Genomic DNA, 21,607 nt, shown 5'->3' on the forward strand with positions numbered 1-21,607 from the left:
TCGGCTGGTGGACATGTGAGGGGTGCACCGCGTCGTTGCTCCCCGCGCGACATCGGACCACGACCGTGTCCGACGCCGGCACGGGTTGAGGCCACGTCCGCGGCTCTCGTGGGTGCACAGGTCCTGGTTCGCCTGTCGGTGCCGGTCTCGACCCGGTTCGCAGCCACCGTGGGAGGGCTCAGGATCACCGATGTGACGGGGGAGTGCTCGCACGACGGCGCACCCAGCGCCGCTCCGTACCGAACTGATCGGTGAAGCTGGACTCGGCGACATCGGTGCCGACGAGCACGAGCTCGCCGTCGGCCGGTAGCGGTTGGCGAGCGTCGGGGTTGGCCTCGACCCAGTCGCCATGGTCGACCGCGACGACGTTGCACTGGGTGCGTCGGTACAGGTGGACGTCGGCGAGCGTCTTGCCGGCGAGCGCCTTCGGGACCGGGGCTCGGAACACGTGGAGTCCCTGAGCAACGAGCAGCGTTTCGTCGCCGCGGAAGTGGTTCCAGATCGCAGCGGAGCCGGTGCCGGCGTACGACAGCACCGAGTCGGCTCCGGCCCGGTAGAGCGTGCTGACGTTGCGATCGAGGCGTGATCGCGAGACGATCCTCACATCGGGACGCAGCCCGCGGCAATAGCGAGTCAGATAGACGTTCACGTCGTCGTCATGGGTCGTGATCAGCACGGCGCCGGCCTCCTCGAGCCCGGCCTCGTCGAGAACCGAGCGGTCCGCTGCGTCGCCGATCACGTATCGGACGCCCGGCCGCTCGCGGTCGGGGAGTTGCTCGACGATCGCGTAGGTCACTCCTTCTCGATCGAACGTGCTCCCGATCGCCCGGCCGACCCGTCCACCGCCGACGATCACGGCGTGTCGTGCGTCGGCGGAGTGGACGGCGTACTCGGCGTCGAACGCTGCGAGCTGATCGTCGGTCGCGGCCAGGAGCAGGATCATCGAATCTTGCATCACCATGTCACCGTTCGCGATCGAGAACTCGCCTCGATCCCACACCCCGATGATCCCGACCCCCAGCCGCGCGCGTAGACCGAGCTGACTCAGTGTCTTGCCGACCATCGCGGTGCCGACAGCTCCCGCTTCGGCGATCTTCAACCCGACGAACTCACCGATCACGTGGCTCGTCCCGCCGATGTCGAGCGTGCGCGCCGCCATCGCCGACCCGAGGATCTCGCCGAGCTGGAGCACGTGGTCGGCGCCGGCGATCTCGAGGATGTCGACCGACGCCGGCGAGTTGGCGGTCGCGAGGATCTGGGTGTCGGGTGCGATCTCGCGGACGGTGAATGCGATGTTGGTGTTCGTCGGGTCGTTGCGGGTCGCGACCACCATCGCTGCACTCGCCACGCGCGCGCTGCGGTAGGTCTCCGGGTCGTCGAGTTCGCCGACCATCACGCGTCGACCCTCGTCGTGGAGGCGGCCGGCGACGTCGAGGTCGTCGACGAGTACGACGTAGGGCACCTTCGCCTGGTCGGATCGTTCGACCAGCGCCTGCTCGACCGGCCCCATGGAGGTGAGGATGAGGTGCCCCTCGATCGTGGCGGGCAGTGAACGCGGCGCCCGTCGCCGGTCCCGTTCGTTCATCCACGGGACGAACACGAACTGGATGAACACGAACGGCAACATGACGAGCAGGAAGGTCGAGCCGGACAGCAGGACCACGATCGAGAAGATGCGGCCGAGATCGGACTCGAACGTGATGTCACCGAAGCCGAGCGTCGTCATCGTGGTGAGTGTCCAGTAGACGCTCGTGGCCCAGGAGTAGGAACGACCCTCGTAGTCCATCAGCTCGTGGAACAGGGTGGAGAAGAGCGACACCATCGCGACGAAGGCGAGCGCGAGCACGAGCACGGTCTTGTACCGGCGACGCCACTCGGCGCGTCGGATCGAGAGCTGGGCCCGTTCGTCGCCCGAGATCCGCTCATTGGAGGACACGTCGCTCGCCCGTCCGCTCAGCTGGGCGACCATCACCCCCAACGACTTCAGCACGGTGGCGGCCGACGCGGGGTGGTGAACACGTCCATGGCGACCCATGATGACATGCCCCACGGAGATCCGAATGCCGGGCGTCGATGACCCGGAGCGCCGACCGAGCGGGCCTCGATCGGTCAGGCGATGATGCAGTGATGTCGTTGTCGCCGGGATGGAGCGTCCAGGTCGTGCGGGGTTGCTCGTCGAGGCCGGCGGCCGGCCGCCTTCCGCCCGTCGCCCGCCCGTCGCAGGCGAGCGCAGCGCCACCGATCACCACGCCGGAGGTGACCGGCATGACCAGCACCGATGCGATCGCGAACAGCCAAGCCGATCGGTGAGAAGTTGGAACCGGCGTTGCGTCCGTCGACGCGCGCCGGCCCGTCACCCCCGTGGCGAGGGCGTCAGATCCGTCGGCGCGTCAGTCCCACACAGGCGACACCTGCTGCGAGCACGAGCGTTGCCAGGCTGATCGTCGTGGAGTTGCCGCCACCACCGGTCGATGGGAGGACGCTGGCGATGACGGAGATGGGCAGTTCGACCTCGCTCGGTGATCCTTCGGCGTCGTCGCCGACCAGCACGATGTGGTGCTGTCCGATGGTCGCTGCCATCGGAATGGTCACGACTGCGTTCAGGTTGCCGCTCCCGTCAGCGTTGACGGTCGCGAGCAGGATCGGTGTCGAGCGCAGCCAGATCTCGACCGATCCACCCGGTTGGAAGTCCCAGCCGACGACTGCAATCGTCTCACCTGATTGCACCGATGCGTGTCCGGCGGCGCCGGATTGGCTCGGGCCGAAGCCCGCCGACGGAGGCGGTGGGGGAGCAATCGTGGCGCCCGTACCGCGATCGCCGGTCGTCGTGGTCGTCGCGGTCGTCGCGGTCGTCGTGGTCGTCGTGGTCGCACCGGTGGTGCCGGGGTCCGTCGTCGGGCTGCTGGTCGTGGCACCGGGGGTCGAGGTCGTCGACGAGCCCGGATTCGTCGTCGTGGTCGACGGCTCGGTCGTGGTCGGGGTCGTGGTCGTGGTGCTCGTGGTGCTCGTGGTCGACGGCTCGGTCGTGCTCGTGGTGCTCGTGGTGCTCGTGGTCGACGGCTCGGTCGTGGTCGTGGTGCTCGTGGTGGTCGTGGTGGTCGACGGTGTGATCTCGGGTTCGGCCGGGAGCGGTGCGTCTCGAAACACGACGGTCAGGCGAGCTGCCTCCGACACCGGGATGGTCGGGCCGACGTCCCCGCCGGCGTGAGCGAACGTGACGGTCGATGCGTCGGGCACACTGAGCACCTCGGCGGTGTACGAGCAGAATTGCCAGGCCGTCGCGATGATCGCCTGGATACCGCAGACCCGCACGGTCTCGCCGACCGTCAGCCCGTGTGCGCTCCGGGTCGTCAGCGTGACGACGCCGGACGTGCGGGAGTACGTCTGCACCTCGGCGCTGGGCCCGGTGACCTCCGAACACCCGTGGGACATCGAGAACGTCGTTCCCGATACCTGGGCGATCGCGACCGACGCGGTGCGGGTACAACTGTCGATCGTGCTGTCGGTGATCGTCGCCAGGGTGTTGTCGAGCGTGAGGCCGGTCACGCCGTCGGGAGCGTCGATCGTGACGTCGTCGAGCAGGACGCTGCTGTTGTTGGCGACCGCGACACTGTCGCCGATGAAGTCGGTACTCGTGACGCTCGTGGGCATCCCGATGCCCGCGATCAGGAGTCCTGGTCGCGGATTCCCCCGCATGTCGACGGAGTCGGAGAACTCCGACGCCGAGATCGTCGCCGGGAGGTAGGTGCCGACAGCGGCGCTGGATGCGGCGATGTTGCCGATGAAGACCGAGTCGGAGATCGACATCGTGTTGCCGTTGCCATCGCCCATCGCGATCGCCGGGAAGCACCGCGCCACGTTCCGCTCGAAGCGCGAGTTCGTCGCGACGATGTTGCTGCGATCGGCCTTGATCGCACCGCCGCAGTAGTTGCCGTATCCAACGTTGCCGGACATCACGACGTCGTCGATGGTCACCCCGCCGCTGCGCATGTTGATTGCGCCACCACGTTCGGCGAAGAAGTTCGCGATTGTCATGCCCTCGAACGTCGGATAGACGTTGCCGTTCCAGGCGAACGCGCTGTAGGCGGCCCCGTCGGCCCCGGTCGCGACGACGTCGGCGAGCGGGGTCGCAGGGGCGTCGGGTACCGATGTCCCCGAGATCGTGAACTCGCTGCCGGACACCGACGCGATCAGGACGAATTCGGCGAGGGGGCTCGCTGCGCCGGAGATCGCAATGTACGAACCGGCGGCGAAGGGAATCGTGTCGGCGCCGACGAACGTGACGACGCCGCCGGCGGCGCTGTACGAGGTGAGCGCCACGTCGGCTCGGCTGCCCTCGATCGTCAGCAGGTCCGAACCGGGTCCCTCGATCGTGATGTGCCGCCCGGGCGTGATCTGCGAGTTCAGTCGAAGCACCTGGTGGTCGGCCGGGAACAAGGTTGCATCGAACGTGATCGTGTCGCCGTTGGCGGAAGAGGTGACCGCCTCGCGCAAGGACAGCAGGCCGTCGGATGCGTCCACGACGTCATCGAGTGTCGTCACCGTCCACGACGCGGCGCTCGCCGAACTCGAGGGGACCGCTGCCGCTGTGAGCGCCAGTAGGCCGACCATCGTGGACAGCACCAATCCGCGACGCAACGCAGATGGCCGCGCCGGGTGGGTGGTACGTGAGACAGTGGGGCGGTGCAACGATCTTCCTCCGGTTTGAGTATCCGGTGGTTACTCGGCGAGAAGTGAGACGGACTTGAGCAACTTCGGAAAGGATTCTCCGCCCCCGCGCACGCGGGCCACGCCCCGCGCCGACGGAATGGCGAACATGATCGACGCGACCCTGGAGTTGTTGGCCGACCGCCCGGTCGAACACATCACCGTGCGTGAGGTCGCTGAGCGGTCCGGGCACCATCACCGCTTCGTGGCCGCCTGGTTCGGCGGCAAGGCGGGGCTGTTCAAGGCGGTCTTCGAACAACTGGTCCGCCAGCTTGCGCCGACGGGTCGGATGCTCACCGAGTCGGGCCATATCGATCCCCGTGCCGAGCAGGTCGTCCAGCTGCTCAACTGGCTCGTCGCGAACCACCCTGAGGCATTCGCCGATCGCGCCGAGACTCCGTTGGTCGACGCCATGGCCGCGGCTCACGTCGCGATGGGAATCGCCGATGACGATGCTCGGCTGTTGGCTCAACTCGTGCTCGCTGCGACGGTCGGAGTCATCCTGTTCGGCAACGTGCTCGGACTGCAGCCCGGCGACGCTGCGCGCCTGTACGAGATGCAGATGCAGATGGCAACTGCACTTCGCCACGACAGCGGTGCCGACGCCCGTCATCCGGTCGTGCCCGACGGGACGCCGGGTTCAGCCTGAGGCGGTGACGACCGGGAGGCCTGCTTCCTGCCAACCGACGATTCCACCGTCGATGTCCTCGACCGACTCGAAACCGAGGTCGGCCATGATTGCGCGGGCCTGGCTGCTGCGGTTGCCGGAGCGGCAATACAGGACGTACGGCCTCGTCGGGTCGAACTTCGCGAGTTCGTCGGCGAAGTCGTCTCGGTAGAAGTCCAGCATCACGGCACCTTCGATGTGCCCGTCGTCGAACTCCTCTCGAGTCCGAACGTCGAGGATGACGAGGTCGTCGGGCGCGTCGGCGATGGTGCGGGCCGCAACTTCGGGCGCGACGACACGGATGTCGGCGACGTCCGTGTCGTTGCCCTGCACCGTTGCGGTCGAGTCGGCTGGTGCGGTCTCGGCGCCGGTGTCGTTTCCCCCGCAGGCGGCGAGTGTGGTCGCTGCGGTGAGCACCACGGCGAGCAGTGCGCGAGATGACGTCATCGTGTGAATCGTACGGCGATGGGAGTGTGTTGCTCAGGATCCGAGTCGAGGCACGGCCGCGGTGCCGATCCGGAAGTTGTCGCCGTTGCGATCGTCGTCCGGATTGATGTCGGTGCGATCCCGGCCGGTCACCACGGCGTTCTTCCCGAATCCCGGGGCGATGGGGCGGCCTCCCTCACGGCGGAGCCAGAGTCGGAGGAGATGGCGGCGGCGCTGTGGTTCGGGCCAGTCGACGAACGACGCGCGCGAATGGAGCGCGGCGTAGTTCGACAACCATTGGATGTCGCCCGGCCGGAAGTCCATCTCGACAGCCATGCCCGGTTCCATCGCGATCTCGTCGAACAGGTCGAGCAGTTCGAGCTGTTCGGGCCGCAGACGTGGCACTTCCGGGTAGTCCTGGGCGGTCTTCACGTAGAGCGCGCCGGCATAGATGCTGAACACGCCGTCGGTGATGCTGACGATCGGTGAGGTGTAGGTACGGGCTGGAGCGTTGTGGTCTTGGCGGTACCAATCCCAATGCAACGGCTCGAACAGCAGCGGCGCCAGGTCCGGTCGACGGCGAAGAATCTCGTTGTAGATCTCGGCACCCGACACCAGGCACGACGCACCACCGATACGGGCCGGCCGCAGACACATCAGCGCCACGAGATCCGAGCTGTCGGAGTGGAACGGCAGCACGTCACGGACCCGGGCCGACAGCGCGGTCGGGTCGTCCATCGTCTTGTCGGAGGTGGCGTACACGTGATCGACGAGGTCGCCCAGGTTGTTCTGGTGCATCGGTTCACCGAGATGGAGACCGAGGATGTAGTAGATCGCAGCCGACAACGCATCCGAGTACAGCTCGGTTCGCAGCCCGCGCACCAGGACGAAGCCTCGTCCCGAATCGACGTCGGCCGCCCACTGGGCGAGGCCGTCGGCGCATGCGGCGAGTGGATAGTCCGCTGCCTGGACGTACCGAAGGTCGGGATCGTCGGCAACGAACCGCTGCCCGAGCTGTTCGAGTTCAGCGACCTGATCGGTTCCGAGTCGATAGATCCACTCGGAACCGGCGCCCAGCTCGTCACCTCGCCACGCTGCCGATGTGGTGACTGGTTGAGGGTCGATCGAACTCATGGTCTGACAATAAGACCAGAACGAACGATTGTCGAGCGGTGTGTGCCCGCAGCGGGAGCTCCCGACCTCTGATCGTCCGGGGAGATCACCGACTCGGCCGGCGCTCGACGAGGTCGCGAGAAACGCCGAAGGGGTCCGCGTCCGGTGACGCGAACCCCTTCGGCATCCTGCTGCGGCAACCGGCTCGGGCCGCGCAAGGTGGTTGGTTGGTCAGTCCGTGCTGATCGACAGCGGTGTCGCGACCGGGAAGGCCGGCAGTCCGACGGCCGTTGGTGTCACAGCGGTGAGTAGATAGCCGTGACTGGTTCCCGACGTCGTGCCGCAGGTCGGGTTGTCGAACCCGGTCTTGGTGAAGGCGACGTTGGGCGACAACCCGTTCGCGTCGGCATTGTCGATGGCCATGAGGGTGTTCAGCGACCCGGAGTAGACGACGCCGCCGGCCCACGTCGGGGGCGCCTGCTCCCACCCGGAGTTGAGGTAGGCCGTGCCGGTGCAGCCCCCGCCGGTGTAGTAGATCTGCGAGGGCGACATGGTGCCGTCCCAGTTGAGGCCGAGGACGTGACCGGTCGACGTGTAGATCTCGACCACGGAACTCTCGGCCGGCAGCGAGGTGATGATGCCGAGTTCGACGCCGTTCGCGTCCTTCAGGGTCATCGCGCCTCCGGCGGGTCCTGCGGGACCGGTCGCGCCGGTCGCACCGGTCGCGCCGGCGGGTCCGGTCGGCCCTGCGGGTCCGGTCGGCCCTGCGGGTCCGGTCGGCCCTGCGGGCCCAGCCGGTCCTGCTGGTCCTGCTGGTCCTGCTGGTCCGGTGTCGCCCGTCGCCCCGGTGGGTCCGGCCGGTCCTGCTGGTCCTGCTGGTCCGGTGTCGCCGGTCGCCCCGGTGGGACCCTCGGGTCCGGTGGGTCCTGCTGGTCCGGTGTCGCCGGTCGCGCCGGTGGGACCCTCGGGTCCGGTGGGTCCTGCTGGTCCGGTGTCGCCGGTCGCGCCGGTGGGACCCTGCGGGCCCGGTGCGCCCGACCCGGGCGAGTACCAGCCGAGGACATCGACGATGACGTCCATCGAACCGGCGAGGTTGAAGAGCGCGATGCCGTCGGTGCCGAGGCGGACGTCCGTCGAGTTCGCGAGGACGGGGATCTCCGGGCCGACGTTCATCGTCGATGCGATCGGACGGCTCGCGCCGGCCGGGTACAACGTGACGAAGGAGGGCTCGGTCGGCAGGATCGCGGTGAGGTTCACCGACAAGGCCGTGGCCGCGGCAGGTACCCCGCAGTTCCCGGCGACGGCGATCGTTCGCGTCTGATCGGCCTGCAGCCAGCCTCCGGCGATGCCCGCGTCTCGGGAGTCGAGCAGTCGGCACGGGTCGGCCGGGTTGAACACCGACGGAGCGGCCGACGGCGATGAGGCCGATGACGCTGCGACGACGCCGGCGGTCGCGACGAGTGCGGCGACGACGGCGGCCGTACCGAGTCGCCAGGAGGAAGGTGTACGCATGTGTGGCCTCGAGTCTGGTAGGGGGATACTGCGTTGAGTGGCGACTCTACCGCGCAGCGTGTTCGAACGGGCAGACTCGTCCCCGCCGGTGCCCGATCAGGCGTGGCCGCGCGTCGGCAGCCCGACGGATGTCGAGCGCCCTCGCGGAGTGGCGCTCGGTGCACGCGTCATGCGCAACCGGCGCAGCGGGCGACGAACGGAATCATCTGCAGGCGCTCGTCCGGCATCGCACGGCCGCAGGTGACGCAGCGCCCGTAGGTGCCGGCCTCGATGCGGGCGAGAGCGCGCCGGATCTCGATCACGTCGGCGCGGATCGAACCCAATACGGCCCGGGCGCTGTTGCGATCCTCCTGGATCGTGTCGGTGTCGACCAGGATCAACTCGAGTTCGAGGATCTGGCGCTCGCCCCGTTCGGCCTGTTCCAGCAGTCGGCGCTCGATGAGTGCAAGCTCGGGCGCCGAGGTGTGCGACGTGGTGGCGGCAGCGGGGTGGTGCGACATGGCATCTCCAACGACAGATCCACCCGGACCCCCCCGGTGTGCCTCGGACCGTATGACGGTCCCGTCGGTCGGGCACGCCGGGTGAGCGGTGCTGTCGGGGTGGTGTCCAGGTGCCCGAGCGTCCCGTTCTCAATCGCGCAGGATCCAGTGGCAGGCGGCGTCGTGCGCTCGGAGGTTCCGCCACGCACGGACTCGGCCGTTCTCGACGATCAGCACGTCGCCGGCCCGCAGCACCGGGCGATCGTCGTCGAGCTCGATCTGGATCAGGCCGCGCAGCGGTGCGATCGCGGCGACGCCTCGGTGATCGAACGGTGGCTGGCCGCGCTCGTCGCCTGGCAGGTTCACGAGAAACATGCGCAGACCGGTCGTGACGTCGGTTGCCAACGCTGCGATCGTCGAGTTCGGCACGTTGCGGGCGCGGTCGTGCCGGGCGAGGTGGTACGACCGCGGGTTCCCGGCCGACAGCAGCCGGTCGATCGAGACGCCGAGCCGGTCGGCCAGGGTGATCACCGTGTCGAGTGAGAGTCCGCGCGTTCCGCTCTCGGCCTGCGAAATCGCACTCGCGGTCACCCCTGCTGCCGCAGCCAACTCGGCTTGGGAGAGGCCGAGTTCCTTGCGGATGGTCGCCAGTCCACGGGCGAGACGTCCGCCCGCCGGTGGGGGGACCGCATCGACGTCGCCCTCATCGTGCTGCAGTCGGTACGAGATCCCGTGCAGGGCGTCGGGTCGACCTTCCGCTTTGAGGACGCGGAGCCGGTCGTGGCGAACATCCAGGAGACACTGAGTGATCTGCCGGGCGTGTTCGATGAACGACGGGCCGAGGGCCGAGCCGACCTGCCAGTACGCGGTGACGCCGGCTTCCAACATGGCAGGGCACACACGCTCGAAGAATGCCGCCACAGCATCGGCGCCCCAGCGGCGGATCACGGTTCCGAGGTCGTCGACGATCAGGCAGGTGGGGTCGTGGTCCCTGACATGGCGCTCGATCGCGTCGACGAGTTGCCTGGCGGAAGCGAGCTCGGAGCCGGGCGTCGCATCGATCATCGTGACACCCTCGAGCGCGAGCGGGTCGCCCGCACGGAACGACACGAACATCGCCCGACGTCCGGGGCGCGACGCGCTCCCCACGAGCCCAGCCGCGAGCGATCGGTACAGGGCCGGGTCGTCGCAGATCCACGCAACGTTGTCGCCGGAGATCAGGCCGCCGAGCGCCGCGTCGAGACCGCCGAAACCCGTACCGACGCGGTCCATGACCGGAGATTAGCAATGCTTACCTCGAACCTCTCCATCATCAGCAACGAGAACCGGTCGATCCCCGGGTTCGACGAGGATCGGCAGGGTTTGGCGAGGTTTGGCGAGGTTTGGCGAGTTTTGGCGAGGATCGCCGGTGACGAGCGCGAAGGGGCTCGTCTGAGCGACGCGTCGAGTGCGTGACCACCGACGGCGTGATCGCTGCGACGACAGCAGGAGTCACACGACCGGTCGCCATTCCGTGTGGATCGTTGCCGTCGTACAGCCAGCGTGATGGGACCCGCCGGTCGTCGCCGACGCCGGTACCTTCCCGAGCGGCGATGACCGCCTCGTGCACAGCGTCGTGCCCGGAACGGGTCGTCGGCTCGGTCGACCGATGTTGACCGAGCCGCCCCGTCCGTGGTGGACGTCGCGACTGCGCTGCGAGTCCCCTGATTCCGCAGCTGGCGCGAAGGAGACGGATCGGATGATCGACGAGAAGCTCGAGGACGTCCTCGACGAGGTGCTACGCCGCAATCCGGGCGAGGTGGAGTTCCACCAGTCGGTGCGGGAGGTGTTGGAGAGCCTCGGGCCCGTGGTGGCGAAGCACCCGGAACTGCTCGAGCACAAGATCGTGCAGCGGCTGTGCGAGCCCGAGCGGCAACTCGTCTTCCGCGTGCCGTGGCAGGACGACAGCGGCGAGTTCCACATCAACCGTGGGTTCCGGATCGAGTTCAACAGCGCGCTCGGCCCGTACAAGGGCGGGCTGCGCTTCCACCCGTCCGTGAACACGGGCATCGTGAAGTTCCTCGGCTTCGAGCAGGTGTTCAAGAACGCGTTGACCGGCATGCCGATCGGAGGCGGCAAAGGCGGCAGCGACTTCGATCCGAAGGGTCGATCCGACGGCGAGATCATGCGCTTCTGCCAGAGCTTCATGACCGAGCTGTATCGGCACATCGGTGAGTACACCGACGTCCCCGCCGGCGACATCGGTGTCGGGGCGCGTGAGATCGGTTACCTCTTCGGGCAGTACAAGCGCATCACCAACCGGTACGAGTCCTCCGTCATCACCGGCAAGGGTGTCGAGTGGGGCGGTGCGCTGGTGCGGAACGAGGCGACCGGGTACGGCGCGGTGTTCTTCCTGCGGGAGATGCTCGCAGCGCGGAACTGTTCGATCGACGGCCGTACCGCCATCGTGTCGGGATCGGGCAACGTCGCCGTGTTCGCGATCGAGAAACTGCAGGCGCTCGGTGCTCACGTGATCGCGTGTTCCGACTCGTCGGGCTACGTCGTCGACGACGACGGCATCGACCTCGACGTCTTGAAGCAGGTCAAGACGGTCGAGCGCGGTCGCGTCGCCGACTACGCCGCGCGGCGCCCCAAGGCCGTCGTGGTCGAAGGCGGCAACGTGTGGGACCTGCCGACCGAACTGGCGTTGCCCTGCGCGACCCAGAACGAGCTGTCCGGTCGCGACGCCAAGATGCTCATCGACCACGGATGCATCGCGGTCGCCGAGGGTGCGAACATGCCCTGCACGCCCGATGCCGTGCGTTCGTTCGCCGTCGCCGGTGTCGCTTTCGCGCCGGGGAAGGCGGCCAACGCCGGGGGTGTGGCGACGTCGGCGCTGGAGATGCAGCAGAACGCGTCGCGCGACTCCTGGTCCTTCGCTCACACGGAGGCTCGTCTGGACGAGATCATGACGAACATCCACGAGACCTGCGCGGCGACCGCCGACGACTTCGGTGCCCCGGGCGACCTCGTCCGAGGCGCCAACATCGCCGGCTTCCAACGCGTCGCGTTGGCGATGGACGCCCTCGGTCTCGTGTGACCGTCGGGGCAGCCGAACGTACAGCCGCCTAGAAGTTGTCGGGGTCGGCGGCGATGGCTGCCGAAACAGGATGGCGGAACAGCTTGGAAGCGTTCTCCCATGTGATCTTTCGCACCTCGTCGGGTGTCGCGTCGGCGAGTGCAGTTGCAACGACCTCTTGCGTGTACGGCCACGTCGAATCGAGATGCGGGTAGTCGGATTCGAGGAGCAGCGAATCGACACCGATCCGATCTCGAATCCTGAAGCTCGATGGATCCTCGATCGCGCAGAACATGAAGTTGCGCTGAAGCACCTCGGCCGGCGTCGGCTCGACGCCTTTCCAGGTATCGAACAGTTCTTGGTACCGGCCGACGTGGTCGAGACGATCGAGCACTCCGGCCACCCAGCCGATGCCGCCCTCCGCCAGGCAGATCTTGATGTTCGGGAACCGAACCGGGATCTTGGAAAAGAGCCAGTCGACCGCGGAGAACATCGCGTAGCCGAAGAACAACACACCAACGGTCTCCGGCGGCGCATCCGATGAGGTGGTCGGTGTGGTGGACGACGAACCGACGTGCAGGCACACGACCGTCTCCGTCTCTTCGCACGCGGCCATCAGGGGGTCCCAGTAACCGGTGTGCAGCGACGGCAACCCGAGCTTCTCGGGCGCTTCGGTGAACGCGATCGCCTTGAAGCCGCGTTCAGCATTGCTGCGAACCTCAGCGGCAGCGACCTCCGGGTCGAGCATCCAGGGAACTTGGCACGGGATGATCCGGTCGGGGTATGGCCCTGCCCATGCCTCGATATGCCAGTCGTTCCAGGCCCGCACGGTGGCGAGTCCGAGCTCTGGTTCGACGCCGAGCTGGAGGCGCTGGCCGGCGAACCCCGGAAGTCCCGATGGAAAGTTCACGGAAGCGTAGATGCCGTTGAGATCCATGTCTCGGACGCGAGCATCGATGTCCCATGCGCCTCGACGCATCTCGTCGAAGCGCTTCGGCTCGAACGATGCCTCGGCGATCGGTCGTCCGACAACGGCGTTCAGGCCGATGTCGGGACGCAACTGGTCGTTGAAGAGCCAGACCTCGCCGCCGTTGTCACTCTCCACGATGCGTGGCGCAAGGTCGGCGAACTTTGCCGGCAGACGTCCTTCGAATGTGTCCGGGGGTTCGACGACATGATCGTCTGCCGAGATGATCGTGAACTGACGTCGAGCGGGTTCCGGGTCGGGCAGCAGGGTGACCGTACGTGGTTGGTCGGCAATGCCACGAAAGAACGTCTCGGTCGAGCGGCCGGACGTGGCGTCTGTGGTGGCTTCAGTGGACTCCATCGTCCCTCCTGGGTAGTCGTCGACGCAGCGCGTTTCGACCGCGTCGATGTGAATTATTGTAATGATAGCACTACGAGTGCCGCGTCCTTGGTGCGACCGTCACTTGGCGTCCCAACGCCCGGCGGGCGGGGGATGTTCATCGGGGTCGAACCGACCGTACGGACCGAGGCTGATGAAGATGAAGAGGCATCCGTCCGGACCGCCGATCTCGGCTCCGTAGGCGAACCCTCCGTTGACGAATCGGACCTCACCGGCGGCGTAGGTGGCCTCGTCCTCGATCGTGAGGCTTCCTTCGAGAAAGACGTACAGGGTGTCGGAAGGGTGCCAGTGCGGCTCGCCGCGTTGACCCGGCGCGAACCTGACGTAGAACACCGCATGACCGCTCGTCGGATCGACCAGGGTCTTTCGCCAGGTGGGTTCACCGCCCGCAGGATCGGCAACGGAGACGGCGGTGGGGAGGTCTGCCAGCGAGATCGGAACGCGAGCGGCGAGGGAGGGCGGTCGCTCGGTCATCCGACGACGGCACGCTCGGAGATGTCCGACGGCCGCCTGTGCTGCGTCACGACCAGCTCCAGTCGGCGTCGCGCTTCTCGAGGAACGCCTGCATCGCCTCTCGGGAGTCGTCGTAGGTTCGCAGGCGGTTGGAGTAGTCGTTCTCGGTCCGGTACCGGCCCATCAACTCGTCGCCTTCGATTCGAAGGATGGACTCCTTCGCGAGCCGGAGTGCGATTGGGCTCTTCTCGGCCATCTGCATTCCCAGTTCGATGGCGCGATCCTCGGCCGATCCCTCCGGGACGACCTCATCGATCGCACCGAGGCGATAGAACTCGGCCGCGTCGACCATCTCGCCGAGAAACATCATCCGCCGCGCCTTCGACGGGCCGAGCAACCGAAGCGCTTTGCTGGCGCCACCGAGCAGGCCGACTTTGATCTCGGTCAGCCCGAACGTCGCCTTCTCGCCGGCAATGACGAGGTCGCACACACCGGCGAGTCCGAAGCCGGCACCGATCGCCGCTCGTTCGATGGCTCCGATCACCGGAACCAGGCATTCCCGAATCGACAATTGTGTCCGACGCCATTCCCAGAACGGGTCCAGGAGTGCGTGCAGGTCGTCGTGTTGCTCGGGATCGTCCGATGCGGTCTCCTTGAGATCGATGCCGCCGCAGAAGGCACGTTCGCCCGAGGCGCTGAGCACCGCGGCGCCGATCGACCGATCTTGACCGATCGTGTCGAACGCCTGCGTCAATTCGCGCATCATCAACTTGTTGACCGCGTTGACCGGCGGGCGGTCGAGCCGGACGATCGCGACGCCATCACGGTGTTCGATGTCGATGGTTTCCATTGCTGCTCCTTGATAGTTGCGAGAGCTCGATGAGTTTCCCAGAGACCGGCTGCACCAGCCGAATCGGCGATTGCCCCGCCGTCAGCCCCGGGCCGATCCGTCGGCGGGGAGTTCGCCGGCGAGTGCACCCGCGACGCGATGCCAGGCGTCGGTTGCGCCGTGGCGCAGCGAGCCGACGTCACGGATGTGATCGTTCACTCCGGACGCTTTGATCACGACGAGGATGCCGGCGGTCGGTGCCTCGCCAGCTGCCCCGGCGCGGCGCCCATCGGACCGCCAGCGGTCTCGACGGTCACTTCGTTCGCTGTCACGTCATCATCTTAACATTATTAAGGCAGTAAACATTAGTGTGTTACGCTTCGCAGGTCGCCGAGTCCGTCCGTCCGCCCCGAGAGAGCGCGTCGCCGGGATCGTCGTGAGTGAGGTGACCCGTTGAGACGTGCCGACCGAATGACGAATGACACGAGTGCCGTGTGGGCCCGTGGGGAACGCGGCCGCGGCCGCGTCGCGGCCGAGCGCCGCAATGGCCGCGGGTCGATCACGGCGACGATCGATCCGGCGCCGCCACCTTCGCTGATCGATCGCGATGGCCTGCTACGTGCCGAACGCGACGATCTCGTATTCATCCAGAAGGAGACCTGAATGCCCCATCCCGAAACCTCACGACCCGCTCCGCAGTGGGTCCGAACCCTCGTGTACCTCGGTGGTCACGATCTGGCCAAGGTCGAGGCGGTCGCGGCGTCGGAACCGGACGCGCTCTGCGTCGACCTCGAGGACTCGACCCCGCTCGCCGCCAAGGACGACGCCAGAGCCAACCTCGCCGCGATCGCCGACATCGCGCGCGCCGCCCGAAGTCTCTTGTTCGTTCGAGTCAACGGCGGAGCGCTCGAGGCGGACGACCTCGCCGCCAGCGAGGGGCTCGGCGTCCATTGCCTGAACATCCCGAAGGTCGAAGATGGTCGCGCCGTATCCGACTTCGTCGCCAGGGTGGCTGACGTCGGCGGTGACCTCGCCGGCGTCCTGGTCCGTCCCGTGATCGAGACCCCGCTCGGAGTGATCGGCGCGTACGAGATCGCGTCAGCGAGCGCACTCGTTGCGTACATGGGCGGTGTCGAGGGCGGCATCTACGGCGACCTGGGCGGAGCTCTCGGCTATCAGCAGACCGACGATGGCGTCGAGACCCACTATCTGCGGAGCAAGGTGTTGATGGACGTGCGCGCGGCCCGCGTGCCGTTCCCGATCGGCGGTGGTACGACTGCCCGACGCGACGTCGAAGGCGCTGTCGACTTCGCTCGACGAAATCGGGCGCTCGGGTATTCGGGTGTCCACTGCGCCGCTGACCCCGACATCGTGCGTGCCGTCAACGAGGCCTTGACCCCGACGACCGACGAACTCGAGCATCTCTCGAGCCTCGTGCCCCGACTCGAGGAGGTTGAGAAGACCGGCGACCACGTGGCGCATCTCGACGGTCGGGTGTACGACCTGGTGGCCCTGGATCGGCTCCGCGAGCAGCTCGAGCTCGGTCGTCGACTCGGTCTGGTCGGAGAGGCACCTCGATGACCTCGCGCACTCACGTCCTGGCTGCGGCTGCCGAACGTGCGCTGTGGGGTAGCGCCGAAGAACTCAGTCTTTCCATCCACCCCAAAAACTATCTAAGATTGAGAAGATGAGTTCCTATTCCGTCATCTCCGCCGACAGCCACATCAACGAGCCGCCTGATCTGTGGACCACACGCGTCCAGGCCAAGTACCGCGATCGCGCGCCGCGGGTGGAGCGATTCGATCAGGGTGACGCATGGGTGATCGAAGGTGCTCTCGATCCGATCAACTTCGGTGGCAACTGCTCGGCCGGGCTGCCACTCGAGGTGCGAAGCCCGTGGATCCGAGCCGACGAGATGCGACCCGGCGGATACCTGCCGGCACCGCGAATCGAGGACCAGGACCAGGACGGTGTCGACGCCGAGGTGCTGTACCCGACCCCACGAATCGGGAACTCGTTGTTCTGGAATCGGGACGACAAGGAGTTCCACGTCGATTGCATTCGCGCATACAACGATTGGCTGTCCGAGTTCTGCTCACACGATCCTGACCGGTTGTGGGGAGTGGCGATGGTCCCGAATGCCGGTGTCGAGTCAGCGGTTGCCGAGTTCGAGCGGGCGACGTCGCTCCCAGGAATCCGGGGTGCGATGATCGGCCAGTATCCCCACGGCGGCGAGGTCATGGATGCCTCCGACGATCCGCTGTGGGCGTCGGCTGCCGAGCGCAAGGTCCCGATCTCGATCCACGTGTCGTTCGCCACCCAGGCGCAGGGCGACAAGAAGCGGATGAAGCTCACCGGCGACATGCGCTTCTTCGACGTGCCGGTTCGCGCGTCACAGTTCATCAACGGTGCGGTGTTCGATCGGTTCCCAGACCTGACCCTGGTGCTGGTCGAGGTCGACAGCGGCTGGATCCCGTATCTGCGCGAACAGATGACCGATCGCTTCCTCCGTCAATCCCCGGAGGACCAGAAACGACTCGCTCGCAAGCCCGACGAGTACTTCGACACGAACATCGCGTCGACGTTCATCACCGACGAGTACGGGGTGGCCAATCGGCACCGCGTGGGCCTCACCCAGATGATGTGGTCGAGCGACTTCCCGCACGGCGGTTCCGACTGGCCCAAGTCGAAGGCCTCGATCGAGAGCCAGACAGCCGGCGTTCCCGACGACGAGAAGCACCTGCTGATCGCGGGCAACGCCGCGCGTCTCTACGGCGTCGGGTGATCGGCCCGGTCGGCGCGAACGTCTCGGCCGGAGCCGTCGTCAGCTGTCGAGTCCGTGGCCGACCGGCGCGGTCACGCCCTGTGCTTCGAGTCGGTCGATCTCGACCTCGTCGCGACCGATCTCGGCGAGCACCTTGCGCGTCGAGGTGCCGAGTGTCTCGCAACTCCCGAGTGCACGCGTTGACCGTGAGAAATCGACGGTCCCCGCACTGCGATGGAACTGTTCGCCGTCGGGCAATGCGGCCGGTATGGACAGCCCGTTGGCTCGGGTCTGGTCGCTGCCGAGCATGAATTGCCCGTGATCGATGCCGTCGGCACGGACGCATCCGAGGCCGGCGCCCACCAGCAATTCTTCCCACTCGTCGGCGCTGCGCTCACCGAGCGCGTCGCCGATCGTGGCGACCAGTTCGGTGTCGTGCCGTCGACGTGAGGACTCGTCCGCGAATCGGTCGTCGTCGACGATGGCGACGTCGAGGAGTTCTGCGAATCGGCCGACGTCGCGGTCGGGAACGTAGACGAAGAGCCAGCCGTCGGCGGTCTCGTACAGACGGTGCAAGGCGTGGAACCCGTGTTGACCCTGGTCGGGCATCGGGCCGTGGTCGGACTTGCCGTCGTACTGCACGCTCCACCGGGACACCGTGTACGCCATCGACGCCAGCATCGTCGTCTCGACGTATTGACCGCGGCCGGTTCGCTCACGAGCCGAGAGGGCGAGCAGCGTTGCGGTCGCGCACGCCAATGCGCCCGCCGGGTCGGCGTAGGTGCGGTTGATGGGCGGGTTGTCCCGGCCCGCCTCGATGATCCCCGAACCGGAGATGGCGTTGGGTGACGAGTGGAATCCAGGTCGTCGGGCCCACGGTCCGCTCGAACCGAATGCGCCTCCGTAGACGTACACGAGACGGGGATTGAGTTCGGCCAGTTGCTCGTACCCGATGCCGAGTCGCTCGGGTACCCCGGGGCGGAAGTTGTGGAGGAACACGTCGGCCTGCCCGGCGAGGTCGTGCACGATCTGGAGGCCTTCGGGCGTCTTGAGGTCGGCGACGACGCTCTCCTTGCCGACCGTGCCCTTCTGGTAGACCGTGAGCCAGTTGCGTCGCGTGGGGTCACCGGCGGGGGGCTCGACCTTGATGACCCGGGCGCCGAGTTCGGCGAGGAGCGTCATGCCGAAGGGGGCGGCGTAGAAGTAGCCGAGTTCGAGCACGGTGATGCCCTCGAGCGGGGGCCGGCTGACCGGAGTGGTCGGCTCGGTCGCGGGCGTACGTACCGGTTCGAGGTTGCCGAGCACTTCGTCGGTGTGCGCGCCGAGCACGGGTTCGCCGACGCCGATGACCGACGGCGTGTCCGACATCTGAGCGATCGGCCCGATCTGGGTCGTCGTGCCGACCGTCGGTGACTCGACCGTCGCCACGCGTCCGTTGTCGATCGCCTGCGGATGCAGGAGGAACTCTTCGGCGCTCAGGAACGGATCGCCGCCGATGTCGTTGGCGAGGAACACGTCCATCCACTTGTCGAAGGTGCGCTCCTCCATGCGGGCGGCGAGGATCGCGCGGACCCGTTCGAGGTCGGCCTCCGACGGGAGCAGGTCGGGCATGTGCTCGAGGCCGGGTTCGTCGAGGAGGTCGACGACGCCGAGCGCCGTCAGCCAGTTGCGGAACAGATGCGGCTGTCGGCTGCACATCTGGATGAATCGGTCGTCCTTGGTCTTGGCGGTCATGAAGGCGAGCGGCATGACACCGAAGATCCGGCCCGAATCGTCCACCTGATGGGTCCGGCTTCCGTGGCCGCTGATCATGTCGTACGAGACCAGGGCATGGAGGAGACTGGTGTGGACCCGCTGGCCCAGACCGCTCCGGGAACGTTCGAGCAGGGCAGCCATCGCACCCTGCGACGCGAGCATCGCTGCGCCGTACGTGGCGATCGGCACCGGGGTGAAGATCGGACCATCGCGGTATCCCTTGAGCGACGCCATCCGGCCGGACTTCGCGGCGACCACGTGCTCGTGGCCGACGAGATCGGCCAGCGGTCCGTGCTCGCCGAAGCCCGTGATCTCGACGGTGATCAGCCGGGGGTTCAACTCGCTCGTTCGGGCGTGACCGAGCCCGAGCCGCTCTGCCACGCCCGGCCGCATGTCGGTGATCACGACGTCGGCCCATGTGATCAGGGCATCGCGGGCGTCGGCGGTCGTCGCGTCGGTGAGGTCGAGCACGACGCTCCGTTTGCCGCGATTCCAGACCTTGAAGCCATCATGGACGCGATTCGGGTCACCGTCGGGCGACTCCACCTTGATCACATCGGCACCGTTGTCGGCGAACATCATGCCGGTCATCGAACCCGACATGTGTCGGCTGGCATCGACGACGCGGACACCCTCGAGTGCGGTGGTCATTGACGTCCCTCTCTCATCGAGCATTTCCGTGCTGGATGTGATATCAATCATTGCTACAACACTCGACAATAGCCCATCGAGCGTTGGCGGATCCGCATCGTTGGATGGGCGTGACACGAAGGAGTCGCGATGGTGCGACCGGTACGAAGCTTGTTGTTCGTCCCCGGGAATCGGACGGCGTGGATGCCCAAAGCGGCACGCGCCGGTGCCGATGCCGTCGTCTTCGACCTCGAAGGTGCTCTGCCTCCTGCCGAGAAGGACCAGGGTCGTCGGGCGGTGGCCGAGGTCGCCGAGTCGTGCGGTATCGACCCGTCCCAGCCGGCCGTGATGGTGCGCATCAACGACGTCCGATCGGAACACTGGCGTCCCGATCTCGACCGGGTCGTCGTCGACGGACTTCACGCCGTGCTGCTTCCGCAAGTCGCCGGTCTCGACGACGTGGTCGAGGTCGACGAAGAACTCACCGCCATCGAGAGCCGGCGCGGTCTGCCACCGAACTCGATCGCCCTCGATCCGCTCATGGAGACGCCGCAGGCGATCCGTCAGGCGTACGAGATCGCCACCTGCTCGCCTCGAATCGCCTACATGGGAGCCGGTATCTCGAAGCGCGGTGACATCGCCCGCACCATCGGATACCGCTGGAGTGAGGAGGGCCTCGAGACGCTGTACTTCCGGTCGAAGGTGCTCCTCGACGTTCGCGCCGCCGGTGTCGTCAACCCGATCTCGGGAATGTGGGGCGGTATCGAGGATCTGGACGGACTTCGGCGGTTCGCCGAGCACACCGCCGGGCTGGGATACGAAGGACTGATGGTGATTCACCCCAGCCATGTGTCGGTGGTCAACGAGGTCTTCTCGCCGCCCGACTCCGAGATCGAGTTGTGGACCGCGACCCTCGCCGCGATGGAGGAGGCGCACGAGTCCGGCAACGGAGCGATTCGCTTCCGCGGTGAAGTCGTCGATGAGGCGCACGTGCTCACGGCTCGCCAAGGTCTCGAGCGAGCTCGACGTCTGGGGGTCGTGCAGTGACGGGGGAGCAGCTCCGTCAGCCCCGTCTGGCTGAACTGATCGCGGGCATTCTTCGCGATCGGATCATGGCCGGCGAGTACAGCGACGGCGACTTCCTGCCGAAGCAGGAGCAGTTGTTGACGGAGTTCCGAGTCAGCAAGCCATCGGTTCGGGAAGCACTGCGTGTGCTCGAGACCGAGGGACTGATCGACGTCCGGCGAGGGAATCAGGGTGGTGCGATCGTCCACCGCCCTCAACCCCGTGATGCGGCCTACATGCTCGGACTCGTCCTGCAGAACAGGTCGGTGAGTGTGGCCGACGTCGGTCGAGCGCTCGTGCGTCTCGAACCGGCGTGCGCCGGGCTCTGCGCGGCCCGGCCCGACCGTGTATCCGCCGTGGAACGACTCTCGGAGATCCACCGCCTCGCTGAGGAGTCGCTGATGGACGACATCGCATTCGTGGGGCACATGCGTCGGTTCCACGAGGTGCTGGTCGACGAGTGCGGCAACGAGACCATGAAGGCGGTCGTCGGAGTGCTCGAGGTGCTGTGGTCGACGCGCGAGCACGCGTGGGCCCAGTCGGCTGCCGGAACCGTCGAGTACCCGGGGCGCGAGATTCGCGAGGCGGGTCTGCGGGCTCATGCCCGCATCGTCGACCTCATCGCAGCCGGCGACAGCTCGGGTGTGATCCGTCTCGCCGGGTCGCATCTCGCGGTCTCGCAGATCCATGCCCAGTCGGGTGCCGACGATGTGGTCGTCGATGCGACCGATCTGCGGGCGACGACCCACCGCCCGGGATGATCGTCGGCTCCGACGACGGCTC

The 21,607-nt window shown here is 67.0% G+C and carries 19 protein-coding genes; 8 read left to right on the plus strand and 11 right to left on the minus strand.

The genetic code is table 11. The annotated features are described in order from the left end of the window. Nucleotides 1-184 precede the first annotated feature (184 nt). A complete protein-coding gene (locus R8G01_16205) occupies nucleotides 185-2,035 on the minus strand; it encodes an NAD-binding protein (protein MDW3215543.1) in 1,851 nt (616 codons plus the stop codon). A 92-nt stretch (nucleotides 2,036-2,127) separates the two neighbouring features. On the opposite strand from R8G01_16205, the gene R8G01_16210 reads away from it, so the two are divergent. Continuing rightward, nucleotides 2,128-2,310: a hypothetical protein gene (locus tag R8G01_16210; protein MDW3215544.1), complete on the plus strand. Its 183-nt coding sequence runs from the start codon at nucleotides 2,128-2,130 to the stop codon at nucleotides 2,308-2,310. Nucleotides 2,311-2,373: 63 nt separating this feature from the next. Here R8G01_16210 and R8G01_16215 read toward each other — a convergent pair whose 3' ends face one another. Beyond that, nucleotides 2,374-4,521, minus strand: a complete 2,148-nt coding sequence (locus tag R8G01_16215; protein ID MDW3215545.1) for a hypothetical protein — start codon at nucleotides 4,519-4,521, stop codon at nucleotides 2,374-2,376. Between the two features lie 295 nt (nucleotides 4,522-4,816). Here R8G01_16215 and R8G01_16220 point away from each other — a divergent pair, with 295 nt between their 5' ends. Further along, on the plus strand, nucleotides 4,817-5,356 hold the full coding sequence (locus R8G01_16220; protein ID MDW3215546.1) for a TetR family transcriptional regulator: 540 nt from the start codon (nucleotides 4,817-4,819) through the stop codon (nucleotides 5,354-5,356). Here R8G01_16220 and R8G01_16225 read toward each other — a convergent pair. The 5 genes from R8G01_16225 to R8G01_16245 form a co-directional block, all read right to left on the minus strand. After that, on the minus strand, nucleotides 5,348-5,821 hold the full coding sequence (locus tag R8G01_16225; GenBank protein MDW3215547.1) for a rhodanese-like domain-containing protein: 474 nt from the start codon (nucleotides 5,819-5,821) through the stop codon (nucleotides 5,348-5,350). The genes R8G01_16220 and R8G01_16225 overlap by 9 nt on opposite strands. Before the next feature lie 33 nt (nucleotides 5,822-5,854). Continuing rightward, nucleotides 5,855-6,934 (minus strand): TauD/TfdA family dioxygenase, encoded by a 1,080-nt coding sequence (locus tag R8G01_16230; protein MDW3215548.1) that lies wholly within the window; start codon nucleotides 6,932-6,934, stop codon nucleotides 5,855-5,857. A 210-nt stretch (nucleotides 6,935-7,144) separates the two neighbouring features. After that, a complete protein-coding gene (locus R8G01_16235; protein ID MDW3215549.1) occupies nucleotides 7,145-8,425 on the minus strand; it encodes a collagen-like protein in 1,281 nt (426 codons plus the stop codon). A 167-nt stretch (nucleotides 8,426-8,592) separates the two neighbouring features. Beyond that, entirely contained in the window at nucleotides 8,593-8,925 is a 333-nt protein-coding gene (locus R8G01_16240; protein MDW3215550.1) for a hypothetical protein, read from the minus strand. A 129-nt stretch (nucleotides 8,926-9,054) separates the two neighbouring features. Further along, nucleotides 9,055-10,176: a helix-turn-helix transcriptional regulator gene (locus tag R8G01_16245; protein ID MDW3215551.1), complete on the minus strand. Its 1,122-nt coding sequence runs from the start codon at nucleotides 10,174-10,176 to the stop codon at nucleotides 9,055-9,057. Nucleotides 10,177-10,642: 466 nt separating this feature from the next. Here R8G01_16245 and gdhA point away from each other — a divergent pair, with 466 nt between their 5' ends. Next, on the plus strand, nucleotides 10,643-11,983 hold the full coding sequence (gene gdhA, locus R8G01_16250) for an NADP-specific glutamate dehydrogenase (GenBank protein MDW3215552.1): 1,341 nt from the start codon (nucleotides 10,643-10,645) through the stop codon (nucleotides 11,981-11,983). 28 nt (nucleotides 11,984-12,011) lie between these two features. Here gdhA and R8G01_16255 read toward each other — a convergent pair whose 3' ends face one another. From R8G01_16255 to R8G01_16265, 3 genes are all read right to left on the minus strand, one after another. After that, entirely contained in the window at nucleotides 12,012-13,289 is a 1,278-nt protein-coding gene (locus R8G01_16255) for an amidohydrolase family protein (protein MDW3215553.1), read from the minus strand. A gap of 99 nt (nucleotides 13,290-13,388) precedes the next feature. Continuing rightward, nucleotides 13,389-13,802: a hypothetical protein gene (locus tag R8G01_16260; protein ID MDW3215554.1), complete on the minus strand. Its 414-nt coding sequence runs from the start codon at nucleotides 13,800-13,802 to the stop codon at nucleotides 13,389-13,391. A 46-nt stretch (nucleotides 13,803-13,848) separates the two neighbouring features. After that, complete coding sequence (locus R8G01_16265) at nucleotides 13,849-14,631, minus strand: enoyl-CoA hydratase-related protein (protein ID MDW3215555.1); 783 nt, start codon at nucleotides 14,629-14,631, stop codon at nucleotides 13,849-13,851. A gap of 450 nt (nucleotides 14,632-15,081) precedes the next feature. Here R8G01_16265 and R8G01_16270 point away from each other — a divergent pair, with 450 nt between their 5' ends. The 3 genes from R8G01_16270 (at nucleotide 15,082) to R8G01_16280 (ending at nucleotide 17,395) form a co-directional block, all read left to right on the plus strand. Beyond that, complete coding sequence (locus R8G01_16270) at nucleotides 15,082-15,273, plus strand: hypothetical protein (protein MDW3215556.1); 192 nt, start codon at nucleotides 15,082-15,084, stop codon at nucleotides 15,271-15,273. Continuing rightward, nucleotides 15,274-16,191, plus strand: a complete 918-nt coding sequence (locus tag R8G01_16275; protein ID MDW3215557.1) for an aldolase/citrate lyase family protein — start codon at nucleotides 15,274-15,276, stop codon at nucleotides 16,189-16,191. A gap of 106 nt (nucleotides 16,192-16,297) precedes the next feature. Continuing rightward, complete coding sequence (locus R8G01_16280) at nucleotides 16,298-17,395, plus strand: amidohydrolase family protein (GenBank protein ID MDW3215558.1); 1,098 nt, start codon at nucleotides 16,298-16,300, stop codon at nucleotides 17,393-17,395. 39 nt (nucleotides 17,396-17,434) lie between these two features. On the opposite strand, the gene R8G01_16285 is transcribed toward R8G01_16280, so the two are convergent. Then, nucleotides 17,435-19,780 (minus strand): CoA transferase, encoded by a 2,346-nt coding sequence (locus tag R8G01_16285; protein MDW3215559.1) that lies wholly within the window; start codon nucleotides 19,778-19,780, stop codon nucleotides 17,435-17,437. Nucleotides 19,781-19,909: 129 nt separating this feature from the next. Here R8G01_16285 and R8G01_16290 point away from each other — a divergent pair, with 129 nt between their 5' ends. Together R8G01_16290 and R8G01_16295 are read left to right on the plus strand one after the other, a co-directional pair. Then, nucleotides 19,910-20,806 (plus strand): CoA ester lyase, encoded by an 897-nt coding sequence (locus tag R8G01_16290; GenBank protein ID MDW3215560.1) that lies wholly within the window; start codon nucleotides 19,910-19,912, stop codon nucleotides 20,804-20,806. Next, entirely contained in the window at nucleotides 20,803-21,585 is a 783-nt protein-coding gene (locus R8G01_16295) for a GntR family transcriptional regulator (GenBank protein ID MDW3215561.1), read from the plus strand. The genes R8G01_16290 and R8G01_16295 overlap by 4 nt, the downstream gene beginning before the upstream one ends. Nucleotides 21,586-21,607 lie beyond the last annotated feature (22 nt).

The sequence above is a fragment of the Ilumatobacteraceae bacterium genome (assembly GCA_033344875.1).
Classification (GTDB): Bacteria; Actinomycetota; Acidimicrobiia; order Acidimicrobiales; family Ilumatobacteraceae; genus Ilumatobacter.

Coding starts and splice junctions, on each gene's coding strand:
- R8G01_16205 (MDW3215543.1), bottom strand. CDS start 2,035: ATGGGTCGCCATGGACGTGTTCACCACCCCGCGTCGGCCGCCACCGTG.
- R8G01_16210 (MDW3215544.1), top strand. CDS start 2,128: ATGTCGTTGTCGCCGGGATGGAGCGTCCAGGTCGTGCGGGGTTGCTCG.
- R8G01_16220 (MDW3215546.1), top strand. CDS start 4,817: ATGATCGACGCGACCCTGGAGTTGTTGGCCGACCGCCCGGTCGAACAC.
- R8G01_16225 (MDW3215547.1), bottom strand. CDS start 5,821: ATGACGTCATCTCGCGCACTGCTCGCCGTGGTGCTCACCGCAGCGACC.
- R8G01_16230 (MDW3215548.1), bottom strand. CDS start 6,934: ATGAGTTCGATCGACCCTCAACCAGTCACCACATCGGCAGCGTGGCGA.
- R8G01_16235 (MDW3215549.1), bottom strand. CDS start 8,425: ATGCGTACACCTTCCTCCTGGCGACTCGGTACGGCCGCCGTCGTCGCC.
- R8G01_16240 (MDW3215550.1), bottom strand. CDS start 8,925: ATGTCGCACCACCCCGCTGCCGCCACCACGTCGCACACCTCGGCGCCC.
- R8G01_16245 (MDW3215551.1), bottom strand. CDS start 10,176: ATGGACCGCGTCGGTACGGGTTTCGGCGGTCTCGACGCGGCGCTCGGC.
- gdhA (MDW3215552.1), top strand. CDS start 10,643: ATGATCGACGAGAAGCTCGAGGACGTCCTCGACGAGGTGCTACGCCGC.
- R8G01_16255 (MDW3215553.1), bottom strand. CDS start 13,289: ATGGAGTCCACTGAAGCCACCACAGACGCCACGTCCGGCCGCTCGACC.
- R8G01_16260 (MDW3215554.1), bottom strand. CDS start 13,802: ATGACCGAGCGACCGCCCTCCCTCGCCGCTCGCGTTCCGATCTCGCTG.
- R8G01_16265 (MDW3215555.1), bottom strand. CDS start 14,631: ATGGAAACCATCGACATCGAACACCGTGATGGCGTCGCGATCGTCCGG.
- R8G01_16270 (MDW3215556.1), top strand. CDS start 15,082: ATGACGAATGACACGAGTGCCGTGTGGGCCCGTGGGGAACGCGGCCGC.
- R8G01_16275 (MDW3215557.1), top strand. CDS start 15,274: ATGCCCCATCCCGAAACCTCACGACCCGCTCCGCAGTGGGTCCGAACC.
- R8G01_16280 (MDW3215558.1), top strand. CDS start 16,298: ATGAGTTCCTATTCCGTCATCTCCGCCGACAGCCACATCAACGAGCCG.
- R8G01_16285 (MDW3215559.1), bottom strand. CDS start 19,780: ATGACCACCGCACTCGAGGGTGTCCGCGTCGTCGATGCCAGCCGACAC.
- R8G01_16290 (MDW3215560.1), top strand. CDS start 19,910: ATGGTGCGACCGGTACGAAGCTTGTTGTTCGTCCCCGGGAATCGGACG.